The organism is Candidatus Nanosynbacter sp. TM7-075, from assembly GCF_022828255.1.
Taxonomy (GTDB): domain Bacteria; phylum Patescibacteriota; class Saccharimonadia; order Saccharimonadales; family Saccharimonadaceae; genus Nanosynbacter.
In genome coordinates this window covers 86,522-109,695 of sequence record NZ_JAJQJW010000001.1, presented here as the reverse complement: position 1 = coordinate 109,695, position 23,174 = coordinate 86,522, and the positions used below count along the sequence as shown (strand labels likewise).

Genomic DNA, 23,174 nt, shown 5'->3' with positions numbered 1-23,174 from the left:
CCTAAACACCAGCACCGTCAGCTGCCTCAATGCGCCTAGTCCGCCCAGTAAATACTGGCAATAATTCTTCCTGGTTATTTTTGTCGCAAGCACCCAAAAGCATTAATAAATGAGTTACACCGTTCTCTTCTAGTATCTTTCTCACAGACTCATCATCCACCTTATCCACAGCGATGTGCGACACATACATCCTTAGTGCGTCAGATGTTTGGGCTTTCCAGCTAAAGATACTAAAAGGATACTTATTTTTATCTCGATATCTTAAGGTCGTCCAAGAATCACGTAATCCAGAATCTGACGTTGCAACAATTTCTGCCGCTAATTTTAATTTATTATAAAGACTGGGCAAAATACTCTTCTGCTTTTTCTTAGTCTCATAGCCAGACATTCTGTGTTCAATTCTCTTGGCTGCTTCAGTACGAGCATCGACTACTATCGTAACATCATTACCGCTTCTTTTAATATATAAAACCTTAGCCATTTCATCATCTAACCACGGAAATGTTTCGTGACTAAGCTCTATATAATCCCCGACCTTCAAGTTAACCTCAGTATCCTTAATATTCTGATCACTCACCTCGCAATTATCCTGGCGTGATTGCTTCTTTCTCTTTCTCTTCTTCGCCTTATTCAAAGATTCAGCGGCGATTTTAGGTGCCACTTCATAGCCATTCAATTTCTCCGAAAGCACCCTCAGGGCGTCGTCTAAAGACTCGCTCAGATGCTCTTTAGCCATAGATTCAGCAAGGCTACGAACCACTGGAATGTTTTCCTTAATTGTCGCTTCTTTATACTGCTTGGTTAGCTCCTCTTCGCTTGGCAATTTTATGGATTTTATAAACTTAAGAACACTGTTGGCAAATTTTAAATCACCTTCAGGATTAATACCATTACATTCCTCATCTTCAACCTCCTTGAGTTTACGACGCTCAAAGTCTTCCAGCAAACTGCTCAACTTCATCTTGCCATCATTACCTGGAATGCGTTCAGGTCTAGTAATTGTAAAATCATCAGGTAAACCAAAAGCCCCATCCTCAGTAAGGCTATCAGTCACAGCCTCCCTTGCCTCTGCGATAAAGCGCATATATTCACGATCTGCAAGTTCAGGACTAATTATTTCATTAGCATGCTGCCATCGTCTTACGTCGGGAATCGCATACTCTTCAGCTTGGCAAAATTCTGGAATATTCACTTCCGCCAGCTTTTCGGGGAAAACTACACTAAGATTTTCCCTTATAAATTTCTCGTATGTTCCATTAAATGTACTTCTTAATGATTCTTTGACTTCCTCTATATCAAAATCTGTCTCTATGCAATCTGAAAGCCCGTTATACTCCTCCTCAATTTGCTGGAACAACCCAAGAATCTTCTCATAAGATTCTTGATATTCACCACGCAACTCCTCACCTTCAACAAGAAACGGTACACGCTTAATAATAAGCTTTACATGACCTATAATTCGACTTATGTAGTTTTTATTAGGATCTTCTACCTGAGATAGTTCACCTTCAACAACATAACCATCCCATTGTCTTTCGCTCATAAACTAATATTTTATCAGTTTATGGATATAAAGTCAATTATATTACTCTATTGACTTCTTCTAATGTCGTTTCGCCACGAAGAGCTGCCAACACGCCAGCCTGAAGTAGCGTCACCATGCCATCTTCTTTTGCGGCCTTTTCAATCGCTTCTGTATGAACATCCTCAACATCGCCGCGCAGGAACTTCTGAATATTCTCACTCACAACCAACTGCTCCATTACTGGAATTCGCCCCTTATAACCGAACGGAACGTCGTCCGTCGGCACCGCACGCCAAAGCTTAAACGTATCCAAATCTGGACAATCAACATTCTCCGGCAAATCCTTCAAAACCTCTTTCACCCACTTGCGAGTCGCCTCATCTGGCTCATATTCTTCCTTGCTATCATCCCACAATCTCCTCACCAGTCGCTGAGCAATCACCAGCCGAACCGCCGAGCTAAAAATCGGATTTTGCCCAATCATATCGATCATACGACTAAACGCCGCCGCAGTCGAATTGGCGTGAAAACTGGATAACACCAAGTGTCCCGTAATTGACGCCTGAATCGCAGTCTTCGCAGTTTCATTGTCGCGAATCTCACCAACCATCACCACATCTGGGTCAAGACGCAAAACACTACGCAAACCATCAGCAAACCTCTGTCCATTTGTCGTATCAATTGGAATCTGAGCAATCCCAGGAATCGTATTTTCTACAGGATCTTCCAGCGTAATAATCTTTCGATCCTGAGTATTAAGAGCATTAAGAATGCTATATAACGTCGTAGACTTTCCCGAACCAGTCGGACCAACCATCAACAACATCCCGCGCGGATGAGAAATAACTTCATCGATTTGCTTGCGCTCTTTCTTTGAAATACTCAATAGATCCAAATTCAACATTGACTCATCGAAATTGAACAATCGAAGCACCAAGTCCAAGCCATACACCGTCATCACGGCTTCCACGCGCAAATTCAGCACATGCGATGCGCCATCTCTATGAATTTCCTGCTGCATATGCCCAGATTGAGGCTCTCTGGAAGCGGTAGAAATATTCGCGCGCGACGCCAAAGTCGCCATAATCACTCGATATCTATCCCTACTAAGCTCCGCCACTGTGTGCAAAGCTCCATCAACACGCATACGAATTCGAATCGATTCGCGCTGATTTTCGATGTGAATATCCGACGCACCCAACAAATCCGCTTGGTCAATCAAATAATTAAACACGTCATTTGTGCCGACGGAAGCCAAAGTCTGAGTAACCTGCGCCAGAGTATCGCTATCACCTTCCTTGGCAATTTCGATGTTATCGTAAATCACTTTTTTTGGCGGATCAAACCTAAGCATAATTGACCGAAACGCCGAACCAGAAATTAAGAAGAAGAAGATTCGCTTGCCATTTTCAACATACTGATCTCGCATTTGCTTCATCAACGACTCAGAAGTTTGCGACGTAACGCCAAATCGATAAGACTGATCTTCCTCATTAAAGGCTAACGGGACCAACCTGCCTTTATACATCTCTTCTATCGTCAAAACACCCTTAAGTAAGGGTAAAGTCTCTTCAAATTCCCGCCCATCAAGATATTGAAGCCCTAAAATTGACGCTCGACGACGAGTCGCTTCCTCATCTTGCTCACGGCGCCGCGCCTGAATTTTATCTTCGTCCATATGAAAATTATACCAAAAAGCTTACGGTTTTACGAGTGATATAATAGTGATATGAATCCAGAAATTACTCTGTTAGTTCACAATATTCGCTCGACACATAATGTTGGGGCAATTTTTCGCACAGCCGAAGGATTTGGTATAAAAAAGATTATTCTTAGTGGTTACACGCCGTATCCAGAATTGAGTTTATGTAGCGAGGCGCCTGCTTGTGCGCTTGTTGATGGAGAAATTCGATCTGAAGATCCCCGCTTGCCGCATATTCGCGAAAAAATCACCAGCCAAATTCATAAAACTGCTTTGGGTGCGGAAAGTTTGGTGCCGTTTGAGTTTTACGAGGATATCAATGATTGGATTAAAGAGAATCAGCGAACAGAAAACTTGCCAATTATCGCGCTTGAGCAATCAAAAGATAGTGTGATGCTATCAGAATTTCAGCCGCCTGAAAAATTCGCGTTGCTGCTCGGCGAAGAAGTCCACGGAATCACGCCAGAACTTTTGGACAATTGCGACTTCACCGTAGAAATCCCAATGTTCGGCCAAAAAGAATCATTCAACGTGTCAGTCGCAACAGGAATTGCGCTATTTGGACTGATTTTCCCGAGAATGAAATAATCTCAACAACACATAAATAAATCCCTCAAGTCTGATTATTGACTTTATCAACCATATGTGTTATATTTGTATGAGCTTTCTCTGGAATCCCCCGGAGAAAGTAGTCCCCTACACGAAAGGTTCGAGGAAATGTTTGACATTTTCTTCATCTTTACAATCATGGCAACCATGTATATTTCATGGTATAGCTACAAAGCCCCCTCGGGGGTTAGTCGATGGCTGCATGCGATAGCCGCTGCGTCGGCAGCGTGTATGACGTTCTTCTTCGCCTACTTCATGGTAGGCGAGTCGCCAGTTCGGCCCCAGTATCACATGGTACTGGTATGTGTGTGGTACTTCATCCTCGCAATCGCATATGCAACCTTTTATTATAAAGGCTGTATCAAAGAGCGCGAAAGACTTCAGGGGCGCAAGTCCCGCTGACAGATGATTAAGTTAGCCCGCCAGAGCAATCAGCTCCGGCTGAGGCCTCTGTCAGCGGGCTAACTATCACTTTAGAATTACACACTCTTCACCCAGAGTGTTTTTTAATTGGCTTAATAAATTGTCATTAGCATCCACCTTAAACGGCAGACGCATGGCTGATTTTTCTTTCTCGCCCAGCACCAAAACCACGTCAGTCGTGCCAGCATTCTCGCCGCAAACAGACTTCATTTTCACCAACCGCGAATGGTCATTCGGATCTTTGATATACACAAATAACTTTGAGGCAGGAATTTCTGGCGCAACGTTAACAGGTGCCGAATGAGCTTTTGGCTGCGGTTTGGCGGCGTCATTCTTTACGACAGACTTCGGAGAAGCTCCATTTTTCTGATTACGATAAGCTTCACGGCGCTCTTTTTTTACAGCAGAGCTAATTTTTGGCGCATCCATTTTACGACCAGTCGACTCATAGCCATTGATATCGTTATCCGTAATCGCAATAATATCATCGGCAATTAGCTTACTTTCATTGCCCAAATTTCCGTCACGATCTCGAGCTGAATTTTTACCAGAAACTCGAATCACCGCGTCCTGAACTAGCTTGGCGCCAACTTTCTCATACAGATTTGGAAAGACGATTATCTCACCCTCGCCGAATTTATCCTCAATTCCCACGAACGCCATCTTCGAACCGCTTTTTGTGACAATTGTACGAACGGTGCTAATAATTCCCCCGACCGTCATCATCCGACTGTCGTACTCAGGAACTAATTGCGTCAATGGTTGAGTTTGTTCGCTCAAATACGTTTCATACCTATCAAGCGGATGCGCCGAGATATACAGCCCCAACAATTCTCGCTCCCACATCAAGCGCTCTTTATCGTCGTGTTTCACAGGAGCCTTCTGGAGATGAAGAGTCGATTGGACGCTCGCCGCGTCATCGCCACCCAACATTCCGAACAAATTGGTCTGCCCACTGGCGGCTTCTTTTTGGAGCTTGGACGCAAATGACGTAATGGAATCCAGATTGAATAGTAAATCAGATCGATCGCCCATATCATCAAACGCACCAGACTTAATAAGCGACTCCCAGGCTTTTCTGTTGAACTTGCTGGTTGAAACGCGCCTAGCAAAATCCTCAACCGACGTAAACGGTCCATCTTCGCGCGCCCGTAGAACTTCCTCGACCGCACCAACACCAACACCCTTCACCGCCGACATTCCGAAACGAATTTTATTCTCATTCGGCACCACGGCAAACTCAACGAACGATTCGTTTACGTCAGGACTCAGCACGCTAATTCCCATGTGCTTACATTCAGTAATTTCAATTGCCAGACGATCAGTGTCGTCATGGTCGCTAGTCATAAGCGCTGCCATAAACGCGTCAGGATAATGCGCCTTCAGATAAGCCGTCCAATAGGCGATCAAACCATAACAAGCGGCGTGCGACTTATTGAAACAATAGTTGGCGAATTCTTCCAGCTGAGTCCAGAACGTTTCCGCAATTTCCTTAGTTGCGCCACCAACTTTAACCGCACCCTCGACAAATTCAGGTTTGACCTTTTTCATCAAGTCAATTTTCTTCTTACCAACAGCCTTACGCAATGTGTCAGCCTGACCACCAGTAAATCCACACCATTCCTTAGAAATCTGCATAAACTGCTCCTGATAGACCAAAATTCCGTAAGTATTTTTCAGCGAGTTTTTCATTCCAGAATGCAGATAAGTTATTTCTTCTTCGCCGTGTTTGCGCCTAATAAAACTGTCAATAAACTGCATTGGACCCGGACGATAAAGAGCCACCATAGCAATAATATCTTCAAACGTAGTCGGCTTCAGTCCACGCAAATATCGCTTCATTCCCGCCGATTCCAACTGGAATACGCCAGTCGTGTCGCCGCGCTGAAATAGCTCATACGTTTTTTTATCATCAAGCGGCAGCTCCGAAAGATTAATTTCTTTCTTGTAAGCTTTTCGGATAATCCTCATGGCGTTATTAATAATCGTGAGGTTCGAAAGCCCCAAGAAGTCCATCTTCAATAGCCCCAGTTCTTCAACCTCGCCCATCGGGAACTGAGTTGCCACCACGCCCTTTTGCGCCATTTCAAGCGGGATATAGTTAGCCAACGTATCTGGCGCGATCACCACGCCACAGGCATGAACGCCGTGGCTACGAATCGTCCCTTCCAGCTGAATTGCATAATCCAGAACTTCCTTCGCAGTCGGATTATTTTCATATTCATTCCGAAGGTCCGCATCCTCTTTAATACTCACAGACAACGGAATATGTCGCCCCTGGTTTGGTGGCGGAACTAACTTCGCCAAGCGGTCGCTCTCAGCGTACGGAACTTCCAAAACCCTGGCAACATCACGCACTGCCATACGACCAAACATCTTGCCAAACGTTGCGATATTACTGACGTGATCTTCGCCGTATTTTTTTGCACAATATTCAATCACTTCATCGCGACGCGTATCCTGAATATCGACGTCGATGTCGGGCATAGAAATACGATCAGGATTAAGGAATCGCTCAAATAGCAAACCGTATTTTAGAGGGTCAAGATCTGTAATGTTCAATGCATACGCAACAATCGAGCCAGCCGCACTACCACGCCCTGGACCAAAAACAATTCCTTGAGATTTTCCCCAGTTGATAAAATCCTGGACGATCAAGAAATAACCTTCATAGCCCATATTTCCCATCACGCCAAGCTCCATCTCAGCGCGTTCACGAACCTCATCAGACAGCTTCGGAATAATCTCGTCAGGATCCAACTTTTCAGCCTCCTCCTTCGAAGCTCCATTGTAACGCTGCAACAAACCTTGATATGTCAATCTAAGCAGATACGAATGTTCGTTCTCGCCGTCTGGCAATGGATATTTTGGAATAAGAATTCGCCCAAGCTCAATCTCAACATCGCAGCGATCAGCTATTTTTTTCGTGTTGCGAATAACTTCAGGAAATTCCTCGCCCCAGTGATCGATAATATCGCGCGGATCCGTCAAGTGAAGTTCAAAATCCTTCAAGCTCATTCGCTTTTCATCACTAAGATACGAACCCGTCCCAACACAAAGCAGAATCTCGTGCGCGTCTTGATATTCGTGCGTCAAATAGTGACCATCACAAGTCACTACCATTTCAATATCAAGCTCTTTTGAAAGCTTGAGCAAGCCCTCGTTAATCTTCGCCTGCACATCCCAATGCGTGTTCGACTTCGGATGTCCGTGGTCCTGTAGTTCCAAATAATAACGATCGCCAAAAATCGACTTGTACCACTTGGCAATATCACGAGCGCGATCATAATCATCTTCTTTCAGCGCCACGCCAATTTCACCGCTCGCACAACCACTCAGAACAATCAGCCCCTCATTCAACTCCTCCAACAAATCATGGTCAATTCGCGGCTTATAATACATTCCCTCCAGATTGGCGCGCGTCGACAACTTCATCAAGTTGTGAAAACCCGTGTTGTTCATCGCCAGCACGGTCAAGTGAAAACGCTGCTTGTCCTTGCCTGGATCGCGATCAAATCGAGAACGAGTCGCCACGTAAGTTTCAATTCCGATAATCGGTTTAATTCCCGCTTTTTTGGCAGTCTTGTAATAGTCCAAAATGCCACTCATCGTGCCGTGATCAGTTACGGCGGCAGCCTCCATCCCGAGCTCCTTAACCTTATCGACCAAGTCATGAATCTTAGTCAATCCGTCCAGCACCGAATGGAAAGTGTGATTATGAAGATGTACGAAATCTGACGGCTTCAAAGCCGCCGACGATGATTGTTCGCTTTTCCCCTCAGTCATTAATAACAATTATAGCACGCTATTGACGACGTTGCATTGTCTCAATTAAGTGGTTGATAAAATCAGCCAACGGCGGGAAAATGTCGGCAAATTGCCCCAAAATCCAAATCAATATCGCAATCAATAACGTCGCACCCAAAGCGCTTCCAAGACCAAAGAAAATTCCGCGAACAAAATTCACCCAGTAAACTTGATGGCGAGATTTATGAAAATCAAAAAACAAATCCTCCAAAATCGCCCGACGAGCACCGTTTTCATTATCGCGAACAATTTTCTTCGCCAACTTATTTGGCTGTTCTTTGGCTGACTTTTTCACTCTTTCTTACCTTTTTCTTTGAGAAAAATTTCGAGAAAAATCCGCTCTTTGAAGCGAAGCTTTTGGCTAGTTCCACGCCAATTGAAACCGTACTTACAATTCCATTTAAGTTAGCAATTCGCTGACTTATTGCCTCCACGTTCTGCTGGGTTTGACGAATTTGACGCGTTAATTTGATGATAGAAATTGTCATAGCGATCATCATGATGACAAAAATCACCATCAAAACCACTAGAATAATAAGCAATCCGTTCATGCTATTTATTATACATTATTTTAGGCGATCCGCCAGATGAGCACGCAATTTATCGCCGAAGTTAGGATCACGTAACCCAAAGTCGATCACCGTTTTTAGATATTCCAATTTGTCGCCAGTGTCGTAATAAGTGCCGTTCGTAATCTCTACGCCGTAAAAATCAAAACCATCATCAATCATTTGTTGCATAATTGGCTGAATCGTAAACTCGCCGTTGCCGTCAAACTCTTCCTTGGCTTTGTCTAGATAGCCGAAAATTTCACCCGGAAGTAAATAGCTACTAACGCTCGCCAAATCAGAAGGCGCGTTCTCCTTGCCCGGCTTTTCAACGATATTCGTCATTTTTATAACGCCGTCCTTCACTGCTTGACCGTTGACGACTCCATAACGATCAAACTCCGCGTCATCAGTGATTTTCTTACACGACAGAACCGCTCCATCTAAGCTTTCTGACGCCTCGATCATTTGCTTGAAACGACTTGGACTAGCCGCAATAAAGTCATCCGCAAATGTGTAAATCACAGGCTCGTCATGATGAATCAAATGTGAGGCGCAAGCCAAAGGTGTTGCGTTGCCGTACGGACCTTTTTGGCGAATATAAATAAAGTTCGCCATATCAGCCAGATTCTGCACCGCGTCAATGAACGGCTGTTTTTTAGGACCGCCAGCGCGCAAATTAGCCAAAAGTTCTTCATTCGGCTCGTCAAAATGATCCTCGATTGCTCGCTTATTCGCGCTACCGATAATAATGATGTCTTTAATGCCAGCCTCAACCAATTCCTCGACGACGTATTGAATAATCGGCTTATCAATCAGCGGCAACATTTCCTTTGGCATGGCTTTAGTTTGTGGCAAAAATCGCGTACCAAAACCGGCAGCGGCGATGATAGCTTTAGTCGGTTTTCTCATATTTCAGCTCCTATTCCCTATTATTTCAGCAATTCTAAAGTTTCTCGCGAATCAGTTTTTGCGCAAGGCTTGGGTTGGCTTGACCCTTAGACTTCTTCATGACTTGCCCAACCAAATAGCCAATAGCCTTATCTTTTCCAGCCTTGATATCTGCAATTGACGCCGCCGAAGCTGGATCATTCAGAACTTCGTCAACGATTGCAGCAATCGCCGATTCATCAGAAACCTGCAACAAATTCTTCTCTTCGGCAAGCTTGCGCGGATTTTTTGCGCCAGCCAGAAGCTCATTAAATAACTCCTTCGCATTCGTGCTGGAAACTTCAGACTTCTCTGTCATTTCAGCCAATTCTATTAAATCATCAACCGCCACACGTATAGATTCACTGTCCATTTGCGCGTCACTTTCATCAGAAGCCGTCAATGCACTCGCAAACCAATGCGCGACTCGCTTAGCGGAAGCCTCGCCAGACTTTTCCTGAACTTCCAATGTAATCTGGGCGTAATCCTGATTAGACAAAAGCGAATTGATAACAGATTTGTCCAAGTTCAGCGCGCTCCATTTTTCCCTATATTCACCTGGGAGCATCGGCACCTTGGACTGAATTTCAGCAATCACCTCGTCAGTCAACACAACTGGCGGAATATCTGGATCTGGCATATAACGATAATCCTGCGCGTCTTCCTTTGACCTCTGAGAAATAGTTATCTGCTTGTCATCATTCCAACCCCTGGTCTCCTGAACAACTTCTTCGCCACGCTCCAAGACATCGACTTGGCGCTTGAACTCATACTCGGCGGCCCTTTCAACACTGCGGAAGGAATTGAGGTTCTTAATTTCTGCGCGCTTTCCAAGCTCTGTCGCACCCTTCTTTGCCACCGAAATATTAACGTCAAATCGCATATTTCCGTGGTACAAATTGCCATAAGTCACGCCCGCGTAAACCATCAATTTATGAAGCTCCGAAACGTAAGCTTTGGCTTCCTCAGCCGAATGCATATCTGGCTCAGAAACAATCTCAATCAGCGGCGTGCCAGCGCGGTTAAGATCGACCAACGAATAGCCGTCGTGATGTGTCAATTTACCAGCATCTTCCTCCATGTGAGCATGATCAATTCGCACGCGTTTCAAAGAACCATCTTCCAACGGCGCATCGACATATCCAGCCAGAATAATCGGATTATACATCTGCGAAGTCTGATAGCCCTTTGGTAAATCTGGATAAAAATAATGTTTTCGGTCAAATCGGCTAACGTGTGCAATTGGCGAATTCAAGGCTTTTCCAGCGCGAACCGCCAACTCAACAGCGTGCTTGTTCAAAACTGGCAACATCCCCGGCAAACCAAAGTCAATCTGATGCGTCTTGCTATTCGGCTCAGCATCGCGAGCGTCATTATCGGCCGGGCTAAATAGCTTGGTTTTCGTCGCTAGCTGAACGTGACATTCAATACCAATTGTCATTTCATAATCGTCATATACACTCATTATAATGCTCCCAAATCTTTTAATGCCTGTTCAAAACTCGCCATAGCTCGACGAAAACTCTGCGCCGTTACCGTTACGTTGGTTTCGTGGGCAATTTGATTACGCAATTTATGTGCCGCCCAAAGCCCATTTTCATCGCTCCAATATCCCTTGCGAGATTTCATACGTTCACCCATCGTCTCGCCAGCCACGCCGCAGTCGCGCATAGCTTTGTCCAGCAACTTGTCCGCATTCATTATCGCCATCTGCATACTTTCCGATTTTCTGGTTTCAACATTGCGCAAAATTTGCCGCCAAACCCTCTGATACATTTCCTTGTCAATTTGACCGCGACCACGAGAAGTCAATTGAATGAAAATCATCAGCAAGGCGCCGATAATCAACGCCGCAACAACTATCGCAACCATCAATCCGTCCATCAAATCTTCTCCACTTCCGAAACCAGCTTCAGCAAGTTCTTGTCCGACTTATAATCGCCGATAAGCTGCACGCCAATTGGCAATCCTTCATCGCTATTTCCAGCCGGCGCGGCAACTGCAGGAAGCCCAGCCAAACTTGCCGGCACAGTCATAATGTCCGCCAAATACATTTTTATCGGATCGCTAGCATTTTCCCCAATCTTAAACGCAGGAGTCGGCGCAACCGGCATCAATAGCGCGTCATATTCGGTAAATAACTTCTTAAATTCGTCAATAAGTAGCGTCCTGGCTTTTTGGGCCTGCATATAGTAAGCGTCGAAGAATCCGCTTGACAATACGAAACTTCCTATCATAATTCGTCGCTTATTCTCAGTCATGAAACCTTCATTTCGACTGCGACCGTAAAGTTCCGCCAAAGTTTTTACTTCCGCTGCTTGATGACCATATCGCACGCCGTCATATCGCGCCAAATTCGAGGACAATTCCGCCGGCACAATTATGTAATACATCGCCAGCGAATGTTGCATCATACTCAAATCTACTTCTTCAATTTCATAGCCAAGCTTCTTCAATTTCTCCGCATAATCAAGCGTTTTTTGGCGGACTTCCGCGTCCACGTCGTCGGTCATACATTGCTTAACTAGACCTATTTTTTTCTTTGCAAATTCTGGTTGGTTATTCCAAAAATCAGACAAAGTCGTCATATCTTTATCATCGCGACCAGCCATAATTTCCATCACCAAGTCCGCATCTTCAGCGTTCGTAGCAAAACAACCAATTGTGTCCGTGCTTGACGCCATCGCCACTACGCCATAACGACTAACTGCCCCATAAGTCGGCTTAATTCCAACCACTCCGTTAAAGCTGGCTGGCTGACGAATCGAACCGCCAGTATCCGTACCAAGCGCAAACGGAACCACGTCGAGCGCCGTAACTACCGCCGATCCACCAGATGATCCACCAGCAACTCGCGTTTCATCTGCAGCGTTCTTAGTTGGACCAAATGCCGAGTTTTCCGTCGAACCGCCGTGCGCAAAAGCATCCAAATTCGCCTTACCGATGCAGATCGCACCTTCCGCTTCCAATTTCTCAACAGCCGTCGCCTGTAGTGGAGCGTTAAAGTTTTCTAACATTTTTGAAGCGGCAGTCGTTGGCGCACCAAACGCCAAAAAATTGTCCTTCACGACAAATGGCACGCCCGCCAATCGTCCAGAAATCTCGCCAGCATCAACTTTTTCTGCTCGCTCCAGCGCACGCTCTTCCGTCAAGCTAAGCAGCGCATTATACTCCTCAATTTCACGCGCTCGTCGCAATGCTTCTTTTACGTTCTCGACCGCGCTCTTGCCAATAAAATCACTAATCCTACTCATTACAATACCTGCGGAACTTTCACTTGGTTATTCTGTTTTTCTGGCGCTAAATTGAGCAATTTCTCAACAGGAATCCCCGCCTGAACTTCATCCTCGCGCCAAACATTGCTCAATCCTGTAACTTGATAAGTCGGCTCAACACCCGGCACATCAAGCTCGCCCAACTGCTCAATATAGCCAATTATATTTTCCAAATCTTGGCGCAGTCCGTCGGTTTCGTCATCAGTCAATGCCAGACTACTCAAACTCGCCAAGTGCTGAATATCGCTGGTAGAAATAGTTATCATACCAATATTATACCACTAAAAAAAGCCGCCCATCAAAGTGAGCGACTTTATTTTTCCAAGTTTTATTACATTGAGTAATCTTGGTAGTTCTTATAGCGGCTGTAGTCTGATGGAATAGTCTTTACTGAGCTACCCGTGTCGTGCGCTTTGACAGCGATTGTGATAGCGCCAGTCAATAGTACGACAGAAGAAGCCACAATCAACATCAAAGACAAAGCCTTTGACATATTGCGTCCTTTGACAATTTGGCAAATGAAGTAAGCGCCAGTAGCAACAATTGCAAGAGCTAATGCGTATGGCAAGAATTCACCCAAGTACAAACTCTTATAGAATTCGCCACCGTCACCAACGCCGATAAACAGCAATGAGTTGATCAAAATGCTTACCAATCGAGCAGCCAAGTCGACAGCTGGAATAATCAAAACCGCCAAACCGCCGTAAGTTACCAACTTGTAAGCTGTTCGCTTTGTGTAGCCTTCACGCTCTGGAACGGCTTTTGATACACGAGAGAATAGAACTAGTGACAATACAGCCAAAAGCACAGCAAATACTGACGCTGCAATAATTCCCGTTCCCTGAGTTACCATCGATGGGGCGAAAAATCCGCCGACACTTCTTAATAACATTGATGTTGAATTTGTCCACAAACCAAACACCTTAGTTATGATGTCAATCAGCAACATGATTGAAATAATCGCCGAACCCATTGCCAAAGCGTATTCCAAAGTTAGCATCTTCGCCTTGCCCTTATTTGGGTCTTCGTATGCATATTGTGGATATGCTTGATAAGCATTTGGTTGCATCGGCATTTCTGGTTGCGCGACGTTTGTTGGCTGTGGTTGTTCTTTTGTTGCCATAATCCCTCCTAATCTAATAGTATTTTCATTCTACATCGTATGACGAATTTCTGCAATTAAGTCACGCAGCTCCGCCGCTTTTTCAAATTCCAAATTAGCGCTATGCAGTTCCATTTGCGCCGTCAGATCTTTAATCAAAGCCGGATATTCATCCTTTGGAATTTTCTTCAGGTTAAGCTTTGGCTTTTTATCAGATTCTTTCTGCGGAATAATCGAGCGCAAACCGTCGTCAATTTTCTTCTGAATAGTTTGCGGCGTAATATTATGCTCTTCGTTATATTTTTGCTGGATCGCTCGACGTCGATTCGTTTCGTCAATTGCTCGACGCATACTGTCCGTAACATTGTCGCCATACATAATAACTCGCCCATCAACGTGCCGCGCCGCTCGCCCAATCGTCTGAATTAGCGCCTGCTCACTACGCAAGAAACCTTCCTTGTCGGCGTCCATAATTGCCACCAAACTTACCTCCGGAAGGTCCAGACCTTCGCGCAATAGATTAATTCCAACCAGCACATCATACGTTCCAAGTCGCAAATCTTTCAGAATATCGCCACGCTCCAGCGTATCAATTTCGCTATGCAAATACGCCGTCTTCACGCCGTTTTCCGTCAAATAAGCGCTCAAATCCTCCGCCATTCGCTTGGTTAACGTCGTCACCAACACGCGATGACCTTTTGCAATCGTCTGGCGAATTTCCTCCATCAAATCATCGACTTGCCCATCGGTTGGTCGAACTTCAATCGGCGGATCAAGCAACCCAGTCGGCCTAATCAGCTGCTCAGCTGGCTTTGGCGAATGAGAAAGCTCATAATCTCCCGGCGTGGCGGAAACGTAAATTGCCTGATGAATATGCTGATTGAACTCGTCAAATCGAAGCGGGCGATTGTCTAGTGCGCTCGGAAGACGGAAACCATGCTCAACCAAAACTTCCTTACGGGCGCGATCACCGTTGTACATTCCCCGAACTTGCGGCAATGTCATGTGCGATTCGTCAACCAAAAGCAACCAATCGTCCGGAAAATAATCAATCAAAGTCGCAGGCTGCTCGCCAGGTTCTCGGTCGGTCAAATAGCGCGAATAATTCTCAATTCCTTTCACAAAACCAGTTTCCTTCAACATCTCCAAATCATATTTGGTGCGCTGACTTAGCCTTTGTGCCTCTAAAAACTTACCGTTATCCTCAAACCATTTCAGTCGTTGATTAAACTCATTCTCAATTCCGACAATCGCTTTTTCAATTCGCTCACGTGGCGTCGAATAGTGGCTGGACGGGAAAATTGTCAATTGATCTGGCCGATCCAAAATCTCGCCGGTCAAAGGGTCGATCTTCGTTAGTCGCTCAATTTCATCGCCAAAGAATTCCACGCGAACCGCAGTGTCTTGGCCTGCTGGAAAAATATCCACAACATCGCCGCGCACCCGAAAAGTTCCGCGCGCAAAATCGACGTCATTGCGTTTATACTGAATGTCGGTTAGTAGGCGAATAAACTTGTCCTGAATTCGGCGTTCACCAACGGTCAATTTAATAGCCATGTCAGCGTAAGTTTCTGGCGAACCAATGCCGTAAATACAACTCACGCTCGCCACGATAATTACGTCGCGGCGCGTAAGCAGCGCAGAAGTCGCAGCGTGCCTAAGCCGATCAATTTCGTCGTTGATTTTCGAATCTTTCTCGATGTAAGTGTCGCTTGAAGCGATGTACGCCTCTGGCTGGTAGTAATCAAAATAGCTAACAAAATAGTGGACTTCATTGTCCGGAAAAAATTCCTTAAACTCAGAAAAAAGTTGCGCCGCCAAAGTCTTATTGTGAGCCAAAACCAGCGTCGGCACATTGCGCTTAGCGATAATATTCGCCATCGTAAATGTCTTCCCTGAACCAGTCACACCTAATAAAGTTTGTTCGCGCTGACCTTTTTCCAAACCGTCGACCAACTGAGCAATTGCTCGCGGCTGGTCGCCCGTGGGCTGATATGAAGAAGAGAGGCGAAATTTATTCACCTCTCTATTTTACTATATTTATGAAAACTAGTCTTGGCTATAAGTTTGAGACGAGCCAGAAACTTCACATTTGCCGTCAACCAAGCGGCTCGGAACCGACGCAGACTTCAAATCTGAACATGACATACCACCTTGCTGCGTGCCCGCAACAATTGCAATTTCACCAGTGCCGTTCTTTGGTCCGATAATAGTATAAGCGTTCGTCAAGCCATATACTGCCGCATATTTTCCATACGCACGGTCAATGATTGGCTCATATACTGAACCTTCACGTTCTGGAATTGGCTGACCGACCTTAGACTTCAAGAACTTCTTCAAAGAGCTGTCAATGTCCAACTTATCAACATCGCTTGCTGAAGTTAAACGAATGCCCGTGCCGTCGCCTTTGGTTCGGAAATCTTTATACTCTTTCTTTGCCTCATTTGACAGCTCCTCGCCTTCACCGCGAGTTTTTTCCAGTGAATCAGATGAATCCTTCTTTGTCTGGCTACTTTTTACCGAAGCGCTAGAATCCTTATCTTTATACACAGCACCAGCAATTATCCAAGTAGCCATAGCAACAATGATTATACCCATAACAATCACTGCCGCGATCAGCCATTTATTAGCCGTTGATTTATTTTCCATAAAACCTCCATTTAGATCGTGCTTTGATTGTATATGATGGATTATTTGCCGTCAATGTATTGTAACCATAGGCATTTTATGATATAGTAATAAAGTTAAAATCATAAAATAAAAAGGATAATGATGACACCGAAAAATGTTTGTATTCCGCGCGAACTGCAACTTCAGGCTGCGATGTTCAGATTAGGAAAAGTCGATGACGAAATTCATGCCGGCTATGAAATTCTCCAAAAATATCATAAAACCGTAACTTTTTTTGGGTCGGCCAGGATAACCGAAGATAACGAATATTATCAAAAAGCCAAAGATTTAGCGTTTCAGCTAGCCAAAGAAGGCTACACAATCATCACCGGCGGTGGAGGCGGAATTATGGAAGCAGCAAACCGTGGCGCTATGGAAGCTGGCGGAAAATCAGTCGGATTCAACATTCGCTTGCCACACGAGCAATCATTAAACAACTACACGACAGACTCGTTCGCATTCACCCATTTTGCACCACGAAAAATCGTTATGACACTTCTAGCTGACGCGTACGTTTGTTTCCCCGGCGGATTCGGTACAATGGATGAAATTTGCGAGATTATCACATTGACGCAAACCAAGAAAATGGCGCCAGTGCCAATTGTTCTGTTTGATAAAAAATTCTGGGGCAAATGGGATGATTTTGTGCGCGAAAATATGCTTCCAAATAAGCTGATTTCTGACGGCGATGAAAAAATCTACACAATCACTGAAGATATTACGGAAGTGGTTGAACTAATTAAAAATCAGCGAACTTGTTGCGACCGATAATTATTCCTTAGGTTTCGGCTCAATCCAACAAATTCCACCCTGGCAGACCACTCGCTCCACAGCTGGATTATATGTGCGCGGGTGGTTTTTATATCGGCGCGTAATCTCAAATCCCAGACCTCGCTTGCCGTACGTTGTCTGCTGCTTCCCCAGAGGTAACTGGCAGTGATAGTTATTTATAATATCAATCGGATTAAACGAAATCACCTGACCATCAACGTCCAAAAGCACCCATTCAGAAGCCTTGAACGGCGCCCATTTGTCCACTTTCGGCGCAATGGCCATTAGTGATTGATAAATTTCTTCTGCCGTAGCGTTTGACGGATCCAGACCTAGAGATCGAATAATTGAGTGTGCTCTAGCCAATATTTCCGCAATCAATCGCACATCGCTGTCATCCCTAGTCATCTGCCTGAGCTCGGTTAATGCTCGACGCTTTTTCGCGTCACCGCCCAACAATTTTCCCAAATTCTGCGCCATTATATTTCCCTTTCTTGAATTGGCATAGTATGAAGTACTGTGCCGGCATATAAAATTCCAGCTTTTGCACCAATTTTCATAACCACTGAGCTAGCGTTCGCACTGCCCATAATCACAGAGTTTTTCAAATTACCGCTTCGCGCCCATTCGCTCAAAAATCCCGACGCAAACGCATCTCCAGCGCCAGTTCTGTCAATTGACGGTCTGTCGTCGTACATCAGCGCTCGCACAATAGTTTTTCCGTCGCTTGCAATTGATCCATTTACGCCGTCCGTCACCAAAACGACCGGAACTAATCTCAAGCCTCTTCTAACCAAGGCTTCCAAATCCTCGCCAGACACCAATTGCTGCATCTCTTCTTTGTTCAAAGTTAAAACATCGACATCAGACAATAATCCCAGCAATTTATCCTTTTGTGCCAATTCTTTCTTCCCGGGATTAAAGCAGATTTTCATATCGCGGCGTTTGGCTTGCTGGAATAATTTGTGAAGCATCGGCATATTTCCCGCCAAAGTTGAAACGTACAACCAATCCGCGTCCTCTTCAGACAAATCAAAATCCGCCTCATGATAATGCGTTGAAGCTCCGCGGTATGTTAAAATCGTCCGCTCGCCATTTGAAGCTAATAATAGCACCGAATATCCCGTACTATATTTTGGCGAATATCGCACCAAATGTGTGTCAATATTTTCCTTATCCAAGTCAGCAATCACCGCTTGCCCCGCTGGATCATGACCGATTGCGCCCATAAAACTAGCATAATGACCTTGCCTGGAAAACGTTACCGCGGCGTTTGTAGCTCCACCACCAGTCGAGAAATGAATCTGGTTTACGTCAGCCTTTGCCCCCAAATCCAACCGCGCAAAACAATGTTCCGGACTTTCACAAACTGGCGTCAGCGCGTCTGATTGACTTAAAAATACGTCTTGAATCGCCGCACCAACGGTGATGATTTTCGCCATTAAACCACTGCCTTTCGCACGGAATTAAACGCCTTAATCTTCGACTCCACCACTTCCTGTACAGCGGCATAAACTGGCGGCATTAATTTAACGATAGCGTACTCATTTGGATTTTCTCGCAAGGTTTTCTCCAAGGTCGTTCGGAAAGCGTAACGCATATCAGAATTGATATTGATTTTAGAAACGCCAATTTTCGCGGCATCCTCAAAATAATGTAGCGGCGTGCCAGAGCCACCATGCAACGAAATCTGGCAATGAATCGCTTCGCGAATGTCAGCCAACAAATCCAAATCCAACACTTTCGGAACTGGATATTTGCCATGCAAATTGCCAATTGCTGCCGCAAAAGTATCAATTCCAGTCGCCTCAACAAACGCACGCGCACCCTCTGGCGTAGAGAAAGTCTTTTTTATTTCCTCATAATTTATATCTTCCGTATGAACATTTGAACTTCCGCCAAAATAATGCGGCTCAGATTCCACTAGCGCGCCGGTAAACTTGGCATATTCAACAACTTCACGAGTCTTCGCAATAATTTCCTCGTCCGAAGCGTCGTGATTTGCCTGAGAAATATCAATATGAATAAACTCATATCCAGCATCAATCGCTCGCTTACAACCTTCAACTGTCGGACCGTGGTCCAAATTCAAGTACATTTCAATTCCGTACTCAGCCTTATAATTGTCCACCAAATCGCGAACGTTCTCTAGACCCATAGCCTTCACTTCGGCGTCAGAAACCTCAACCAACACTGGTGATTGGAGTTTTTGTGCTGCCCGCGCCACCGCAATCAGCGTCTCTTGATTGTCAATATTAAACGCCCCAACCGCAAAACGCTGCGCCCGTGTCCGCTGCATTAAATGACGCGCCCGCGTCGTGTTTTTCCGAATCTCTGAAATCGATAATCCCATACTGCCCCCTAAAATACTTATGGTAATTATATCAATTACCGCCCGCTATGCCAAGAGAATTGACATTATGTTGTTTTGGTGATAACATAAAATAACTTTTGCTCGGGGCTTTGTCTAAGGGCGGAAGAGCCCTTTGGTCTTGAGCATTTTCTTCTCAGAAAGGAAGAAAAATGGATCTCATTAATAGAGCAGTCGTCTTAATGGTGAGAACATTTATCACCATTATCCTGCTTCTATGCACTGCGTGGTGTGCGATAACCATCCACCTCCTCATGGTTTACGGACCGCTAGAGGGGATAACGTTTGCCATGGGGAGCATTATGCTCCTCGTGATCATCTACGGCATGAAGCACAGCGACGATCGTAGGCGCGACCGTCGCTGTGACCGTAGGCACGACCACACGTGACGCACATACCCGTCAGGACTACCGCTTTGAGGTCTATTAGACCTTGGCAGTAGCTCCTGGCGGGTTTTTCACTGGAGAAAATTGACAACACTACAAACAATTGAATCGACATCCAAACCGTGCTTTTTCCACAATTCAGACATTTTGCCCGACTCGCCAAATGCGTCATCAACACCAATTCGCTTCATCTTCACCGGCATATTCTCACTAAGAACTTCTGCCACGCTTGAGCCGAATCCACCAGCAATCTGCCCCTCTTCCGCCGTAATAACAGCTTGGCATTTTTGAGCTGCGTTAAGTATCGCATCCTCGTCCAGCGGCTTAATCGTCGGAAAATGAATCACTTCTGCCTGAATGTCATATTCATTCGCGAGCTTTTCCGCCGCCAACAGTAATTGATAAGTCATCACGCCAGTTCCAAACAAAGCAACATCTTTACCGCGCCTCAACGTATAACTTTTTCCAATCTCAAAAGTAGATTGATTTAAGAATAACGGTGTTTTTTCTCTTGGCAATCTTACGTAATTCGGGCGTTTATCTCCAGCCATTGCCGCCGCGATCAGCTTGGCCTCATTAGCATCACCGGGCGCCAAAACCACCATATTAGGCAAACTTCGCATCAGCGCAATATCTTCCAACATTTGATGCGTCGCGCCGTCCGGACCGACATTAAGCCCCGCATGAGAACCGACCAGCTTGACCGGCTGATTATTTAAGCAAACAGTCGTGCGAATCTGCTCCCAATTGCGACCCGGACTAAACGTCGCATAACTGGCCGCAAACGGAATATTTCCCATAGCCGCCAGTCCAGACGCCACGGTAACCAAATTCTGCTCCGCCACGCCAACTTCAATTGCCCGCGGACTCCCGATTTCCTCGTAAAACTTACCAAAGCCAACGCTCTCCATCAAATCCGCACTCAGCGCCACTACCAAATTATTTTTCTTCGCAATATCCACCAAGCCTTCGCCAAAACCCATCCGAATTGCCGCAAGTTCCAAATTCTGCCAATTCTCCATTAAGAAACTCATTCGCCACCTCCTTCACTCAATTGAGCAAGCGCCCGCTCCGCCTCCTCGGCGTTCGGAGATTTTCCGTGCCAACGGTAATCATATTCCATAAAATCAACGCCACGACCAGGGATTGTATGCGCAATTATCACGCTCGGCTGACGAGAATTCTTTGCCTTATCAATCGCCTGAATTATCGTCGAATGATCATGCCCGTCAATCTCCTGCGCATCCCAGCCAAAACTTCGCCATTTGTCCGCCAAATCACCTAGCGGCATCACCTTTTCCGTATCGCCACCAATCTGAATATTATTTCTATCAACAATCGCAATCAAATTCGCCAGATCATATTTTTTCGCAAACATCACCGCTTCCCAAATATTCCCTTCGTCAAGCTCGCCATCGCCCAAACTACAGTAAACGAATCGCTCAGAATTGCCACCCAAATATTGCAATGAATACGCCATGCCGGCTGCCTGGCTCAGACCGCAACCCAGAGGACCGCTAGTCGTTTCAATTCCTGGTAAACTGCCGCGTTCTGGATGACCTTGAAACTTGGAACCAAATTTTCGCAAATTAGCCAGCTCTTTTTTATCGAAAAATCCTCGCTCCGCCAGCGTGGCATATAAAAGTGGCGCATAATGACCATTACTCATCACGAAAATATCCCGATCTTCCCAATTAGGATTCTCAGGGTCTAATCGCATGGCGTGAAAATACAAAATCGCCATAACGTCAGCGAATCCCAAGCAGCCAGCCGAATGACCCGAGCCAGCCTCGGATAACTCACAAATAACAGACTTTCGCAGCTGTTTCGATATTTTCTTCAATTTCGCTATTTGGTCGACATCCATTAAAGCACGCTCGTTTTATTAATCTCCTGTTGCAATCTGGAGAAAATGGTGCGCGGATCTGACGATTTCTGAATAACGCCGCCAACGTTCAAAACGTTAACGCCACCCTGAACCAGGCTGTACGCATTATCTACCGCCACTCCACCGTCCCAGCCGATTTCAACACTAGGATTAATAGCCTTAATAAGTCGTATTTTTTCTAGTTGCATCAAACTAGCAGTGCCGCCAAATCGCCCCAGTTCACCGCTAAAAATCATCACATGATCTGCTATTTTTATCAATTCCTCAACCGTTCGCGGAACCGTTGGCTTTAGTAGCGCTAATCCCGCCATAATTCCAGCTTGACGAATCTGCATAAGCGCAGTCTTCACATCTCCCGTCGCCTCTGCGTGAATAATAATCATATGAGGTCTTAGGGCAATCAACTTCGGAACATATTCAGCAACATCATTAACCATCGCATGAATATCAATCATCCAACCCTCTGGCGCCCATAATTCTGGAATTCCAACTGTCAACGTCGGGGCAAATTCTCCATCAGAAATATCAATATGCACACGCTCAACAAGACCAGTTATCTTATCAACCTGCTCTTTATATTGATCAGCATTCTCCGCCAAAATTGCTGGTGCGATTACAGAACTGCTCATGACAATTCATCCAACTGCGCATTACGCCTATTAAATCGCGGAGCATTCGCATAAGGGGTGTTCAGCCATGTTTCCACAATTCCTTTCCACGCCGATTCGTTGTCTTCCAAAACTCGCGCTGGCAAACATAGAACATTCGAATCGTTATCTTGGCGCGTCATTTTCGCCTCAAACGCATCCCAAATCACGCTAGCTCGAATTCCCTTAAAGCGGTTCGCCGCCATACACATTCCTTGTCCACCGCCGCAAATTAATATCGCACGCGGATCTTTACTATCATCACCAATGACCTTCAACGCCGCCGCCTGCGCGAATTGCGGAAAATCGTCATCAGGATTTAATTCTACACCGCCAACGTCTTGAACGTCATAGCCATTTTTAACCAAATAGGCAAAAACTTTTTCTTTCAACATAAAGCCACGATGGTCAGATCCGAGGTAGATTTTCATAATTTTAGTATAAGCGTTTTCGGTGATTTTTGCAAGGAAAAGTTAGGTATTTTATCAGGGGTAGGGTGTAGCTATTTGACAAAGAGTAT

The 23,174-nt window shown here is 45.3% G+C and carries 22 protein-coding genes; 2 read left to right on the top strand and 20 right to left on the bottom strand.

Annotation, left to right across the window (positions count from 1 at the left end):
• Position 1: 1 nt before the first annotated feature.
• Positions 2-1,543 (bottom strand): hypothetical protein, encoded by a 1,542-nt coding sequence (locus LRM42_RS00575; RefSeq protein ID WP_243816363.1) that lies wholly within the window; start codon positions 1,541-1,543, stop codon positions 2-4.
• A gap of 37 nt (positions 1,544-1,580) precedes the next feature.
• The gene (locus LRM42_RS00570) at positions 1,581-3,203 is read right to left on the bottom strand and encodes a GspE/PulE family protein (protein WP_243816362.1); all 1,623 of its coding nucleotides are present in this window, start codon (positions 3,201-3,203) and stop codon (positions 1,581-1,583) included.
• A 51-nt stretch (positions 3,204-3,254) separates the two neighbouring features.
• On the opposite strand from LRM42_RS00570, the gene LRM42_RS00565 reads away from it, so the two are divergent.
• Positions 3,255-3,815 (top strand): TrmH family RNA methyltransferase, encoded by a 561-nt coding sequence (locus tag LRM42_RS00565; RefSeq protein WP_243816361.1) that lies wholly within the window; start codon positions 3,255-3,257, stop codon positions 3,813-3,815.
• A gap of 489 nt (positions 3,816-4,304) precedes the next feature.
• Here LRM42_RS00565 and dnaE read toward each other — a convergent pair whose 3' ends face one another.
• The 11 genes from dnaE to LRM42_RS00510 all read right to left on the bottom strand — a co-directional run bounded on the left by dnaE (position 4,305) and on the right by LRM42_RS00510 (position 16,570).
• Positions 4,305-8,045 carry a DNA polymerase III subunit alpha gene (dnaE, locus tag LRM42_RS00560; RefSeq protein WP_243816360.1) on the bottom strand — a complete coding sequence of 1,247 codons (3,741 nt, stop codon included), beginning with the start codon at positions 8,043-8,045 and terminating at the stop codon, positions 4,305-4,307.
• A gap of 19 nt (positions 8,046-8,064) precedes the next feature.
• Positions 8,065-8,361 carry a DUF5665 domain-containing protein gene (locus LRM42_RS03950; protein WP_243816359.1) on the bottom strand — a complete coding sequence of 99 codons (297 nt, stop codon included), beginning with the start codon at positions 8,359-8,361 and terminating at the stop codon, positions 8,065-8,067.
• The gene (locus LRM42_RS00550) at positions 8,330-8,617 is read right to left on the bottom strand and encodes a hypothetical protein (RefSeq protein ID WP_243816358.1); all 288 of its coding nucleotides are present in this window, start codon (positions 8,615-8,617) and stop codon (positions 8,330-8,332) included. The genes LRM42_RS03950 and LRM42_RS00550 overlap by 32 nt, the downstream gene beginning before the upstream one ends.
• 15 nt (positions 8,618-8,632) lie before the next feature.
• Positions 8,633-9,526: a UTP--glucose-1-phosphate uridylyltransferase gene (locus LRM42_RS00545; protein ID WP_243816357.1), complete on the bottom strand. Its 894-nt coding sequence runs from the start codon at positions 9,524-9,526 to the stop codon at positions 8,633-8,635.
• A gap of 34 nt (positions 9,527-9,560) precedes the next feature.
• Positions 9,561-11,009 carry an Asp-tRNA(Asn)/Glu-tRNA(Gln) amidotransferase subunit GatB gene (gene gatB / locus LRM42_RS00540; protein ID WP_243816356.1) on the bottom strand — a complete coding sequence of 483 codons (1,449 nt, stop codon included), beginning with the start codon at positions 11,007-11,009 and terminating at the stop codon, positions 9,561-9,563.
• Positions 11,009-11,428, bottom strand: a complete 420-nt coding sequence (locus LRM42_RS00535; RefSeq protein ID WP_243816355.1) for a hypothetical protein — start codon at positions 11,426-11,428, stop codon at positions 11,009-11,011. The genes gatB and LRM42_RS00535 overlap by 1 nt, the downstream gene beginning before the upstream one ends.
• Positions 11,428-12,798, bottom strand: coding sequence for an Asp-tRNA(Asn)/Glu-tRNA(Gln) amidotransferase subunit GatA (gene gatA / locus LRM42_RS00530; protein WP_243816354.1), 1,371 nt, complete (start codon positions 12,796-12,798; stop codon positions 11,428-11,430). The genes LRM42_RS00535 and gatA overlap by 1 nt, the downstream gene beginning before the upstream one ends.
• Positions 12,798-13,085, bottom strand: coding sequence for an Asp-tRNA(Asn)/Glu-tRNA(Gln) amidotransferase subunit GatC (gatC, locus tag LRM42_RS00525; protein WP_243816353.1), 288 nt, complete (start codon positions 13,083-13,085; stop codon positions 12,798-12,800). The genes gatA and gatC overlap by 1 nt, the downstream gene beginning before the upstream one ends.
• A 65-nt stretch (positions 13,086-13,150) precedes the next feature.
• Positions 13,151-13,942, bottom strand: a complete 792-nt coding sequence (locus LRM42_RS00520; protein ID WP_243816352.1) for a hypothetical protein — start codon at positions 13,940-13,942, stop codon at positions 13,151-13,153.
• 30 nt (positions 13,943-13,972) lie between these two features.
• On the bottom strand, positions 13,973-15,943 hold the full coding sequence (gene uvrB, locus LRM42_RS00515) for an excinuclease ABC subunit UvrB (protein ID WP_243816351.1): 1,971 nt from the start codon (positions 15,941-15,943) through the stop codon (positions 13,973-13,975).
• Between the two features lie 27 nt (positions 15,944-15,970).
• Positions 15,971-16,570, bottom strand: coding sequence for a hypothetical protein (locus LRM42_RS00510; protein WP_243816350.1), 600 nt, complete (start codon positions 16,568-16,570; stop codon positions 15,971-15,973).
• A 123-nt stretch (positions 16,571-16,693) separates the two neighbouring features.
• Here LRM42_RS00510 and LRM42_RS00505 point away from each other — a divergent pair, with 123 nt between their 5' ends.
• The gene (locus tag LRM42_RS00505; RefSeq protein WP_243816349.1) at positions 16,694-17,362 is read left to right on the top strand and encodes an LOG family protein; all 669 of its coding nucleotides are present in this window, start codon (positions 16,694-16,696) and stop codon (positions 17,360-17,362) included.
• Here LRM42_RS00505 and LRM42_RS00500 read toward each other — a convergent pair whose 3' ends face one another.
• The 7 genes from LRM42_RS00500 to LRM42_RS00470 form a co-directional block, all read right to left on the bottom strand.
• On the bottom strand, positions 17,363-17,842 hold the full coding sequence (locus LRM42_RS00500; protein WP_243816348.1) for a hypothetical protein: 480 nt from the start codon (positions 17,840-17,842) through the stop codon (positions 17,363-17,365).
• Positions 17,842-18,804, bottom strand: a complete 963-nt coding sequence (locus LRM42_RS00495) for a carbohydrate kinase family protein (protein ID WP_243816347.1) — start codon at positions 18,802-18,804, stop codon at positions 17,842-17,844. Before LRM42_RS00495 ends, LRM42_RS00500 begins: the two co-directional genes overlap by 1 nt.
• Positions 18,804-19,715, bottom strand: coding sequence for a class II fructose-bisphosphate aldolase (locus tag LRM42_RS00490; protein ID WP_129634629.1), 912 nt, complete (start codon positions 19,713-19,715; stop codon positions 18,804-18,806). The genes LRM42_RS00495 and LRM42_RS00490 overlap by 1 nt, the downstream gene beginning before the upstream one ends.
• 475 nt (positions 19,716-20,190) lie before the next feature.
• Positions 20,191-21,153: a transketolase family protein gene (locus LRM42_RS00485; protein WP_243816346.1), complete on the bottom strand. Its 963-nt coding sequence runs from the start codon at positions 21,151-21,153 to the stop codon at positions 20,191-20,193.
• Complete coding sequence (locus tag LRM42_RS00480) at positions 21,150-21,986, bottom strand: transketolase (RefSeq protein WP_243816345.1); 837 nt, start codon at positions 21,984-21,986, stop codon at positions 21,150-21,152. Before LRM42_RS00480 ends, LRM42_RS00485 begins: the two co-directional genes overlap by 4 nt.
• Positions 21,986-22,636 carry a ribulose-phosphate 3-epimerase gene (locus LRM42_RS00475; RefSeq protein ID WP_129744819.1) on the bottom strand — a complete coding sequence of 217 codons (651 nt, stop codon included), beginning with the start codon at positions 22,634-22,636 and terminating at the stop codon, positions 21,986-21,988. Before LRM42_RS00475 ends, LRM42_RS00480 begins: the two co-directional genes overlap by 1 nt.
• The gene (locus tag LRM42_RS00470) at positions 22,633-23,085 is read right to left on the bottom strand and encodes an RpiB/LacA/LacB family sugar-phosphate isomerase (protein ID WP_129631214.1); all 453 of its coding nucleotides are present in this window, start codon (positions 23,083-23,085) and stop codon (positions 22,633-22,635) included. The genes LRM42_RS00475 and LRM42_RS00470 overlap by 4 nt, the downstream gene beginning before the upstream one ends.
• Between the last annotated feature and the right edge of the window lie 89 nt (positions 23,086-23,174).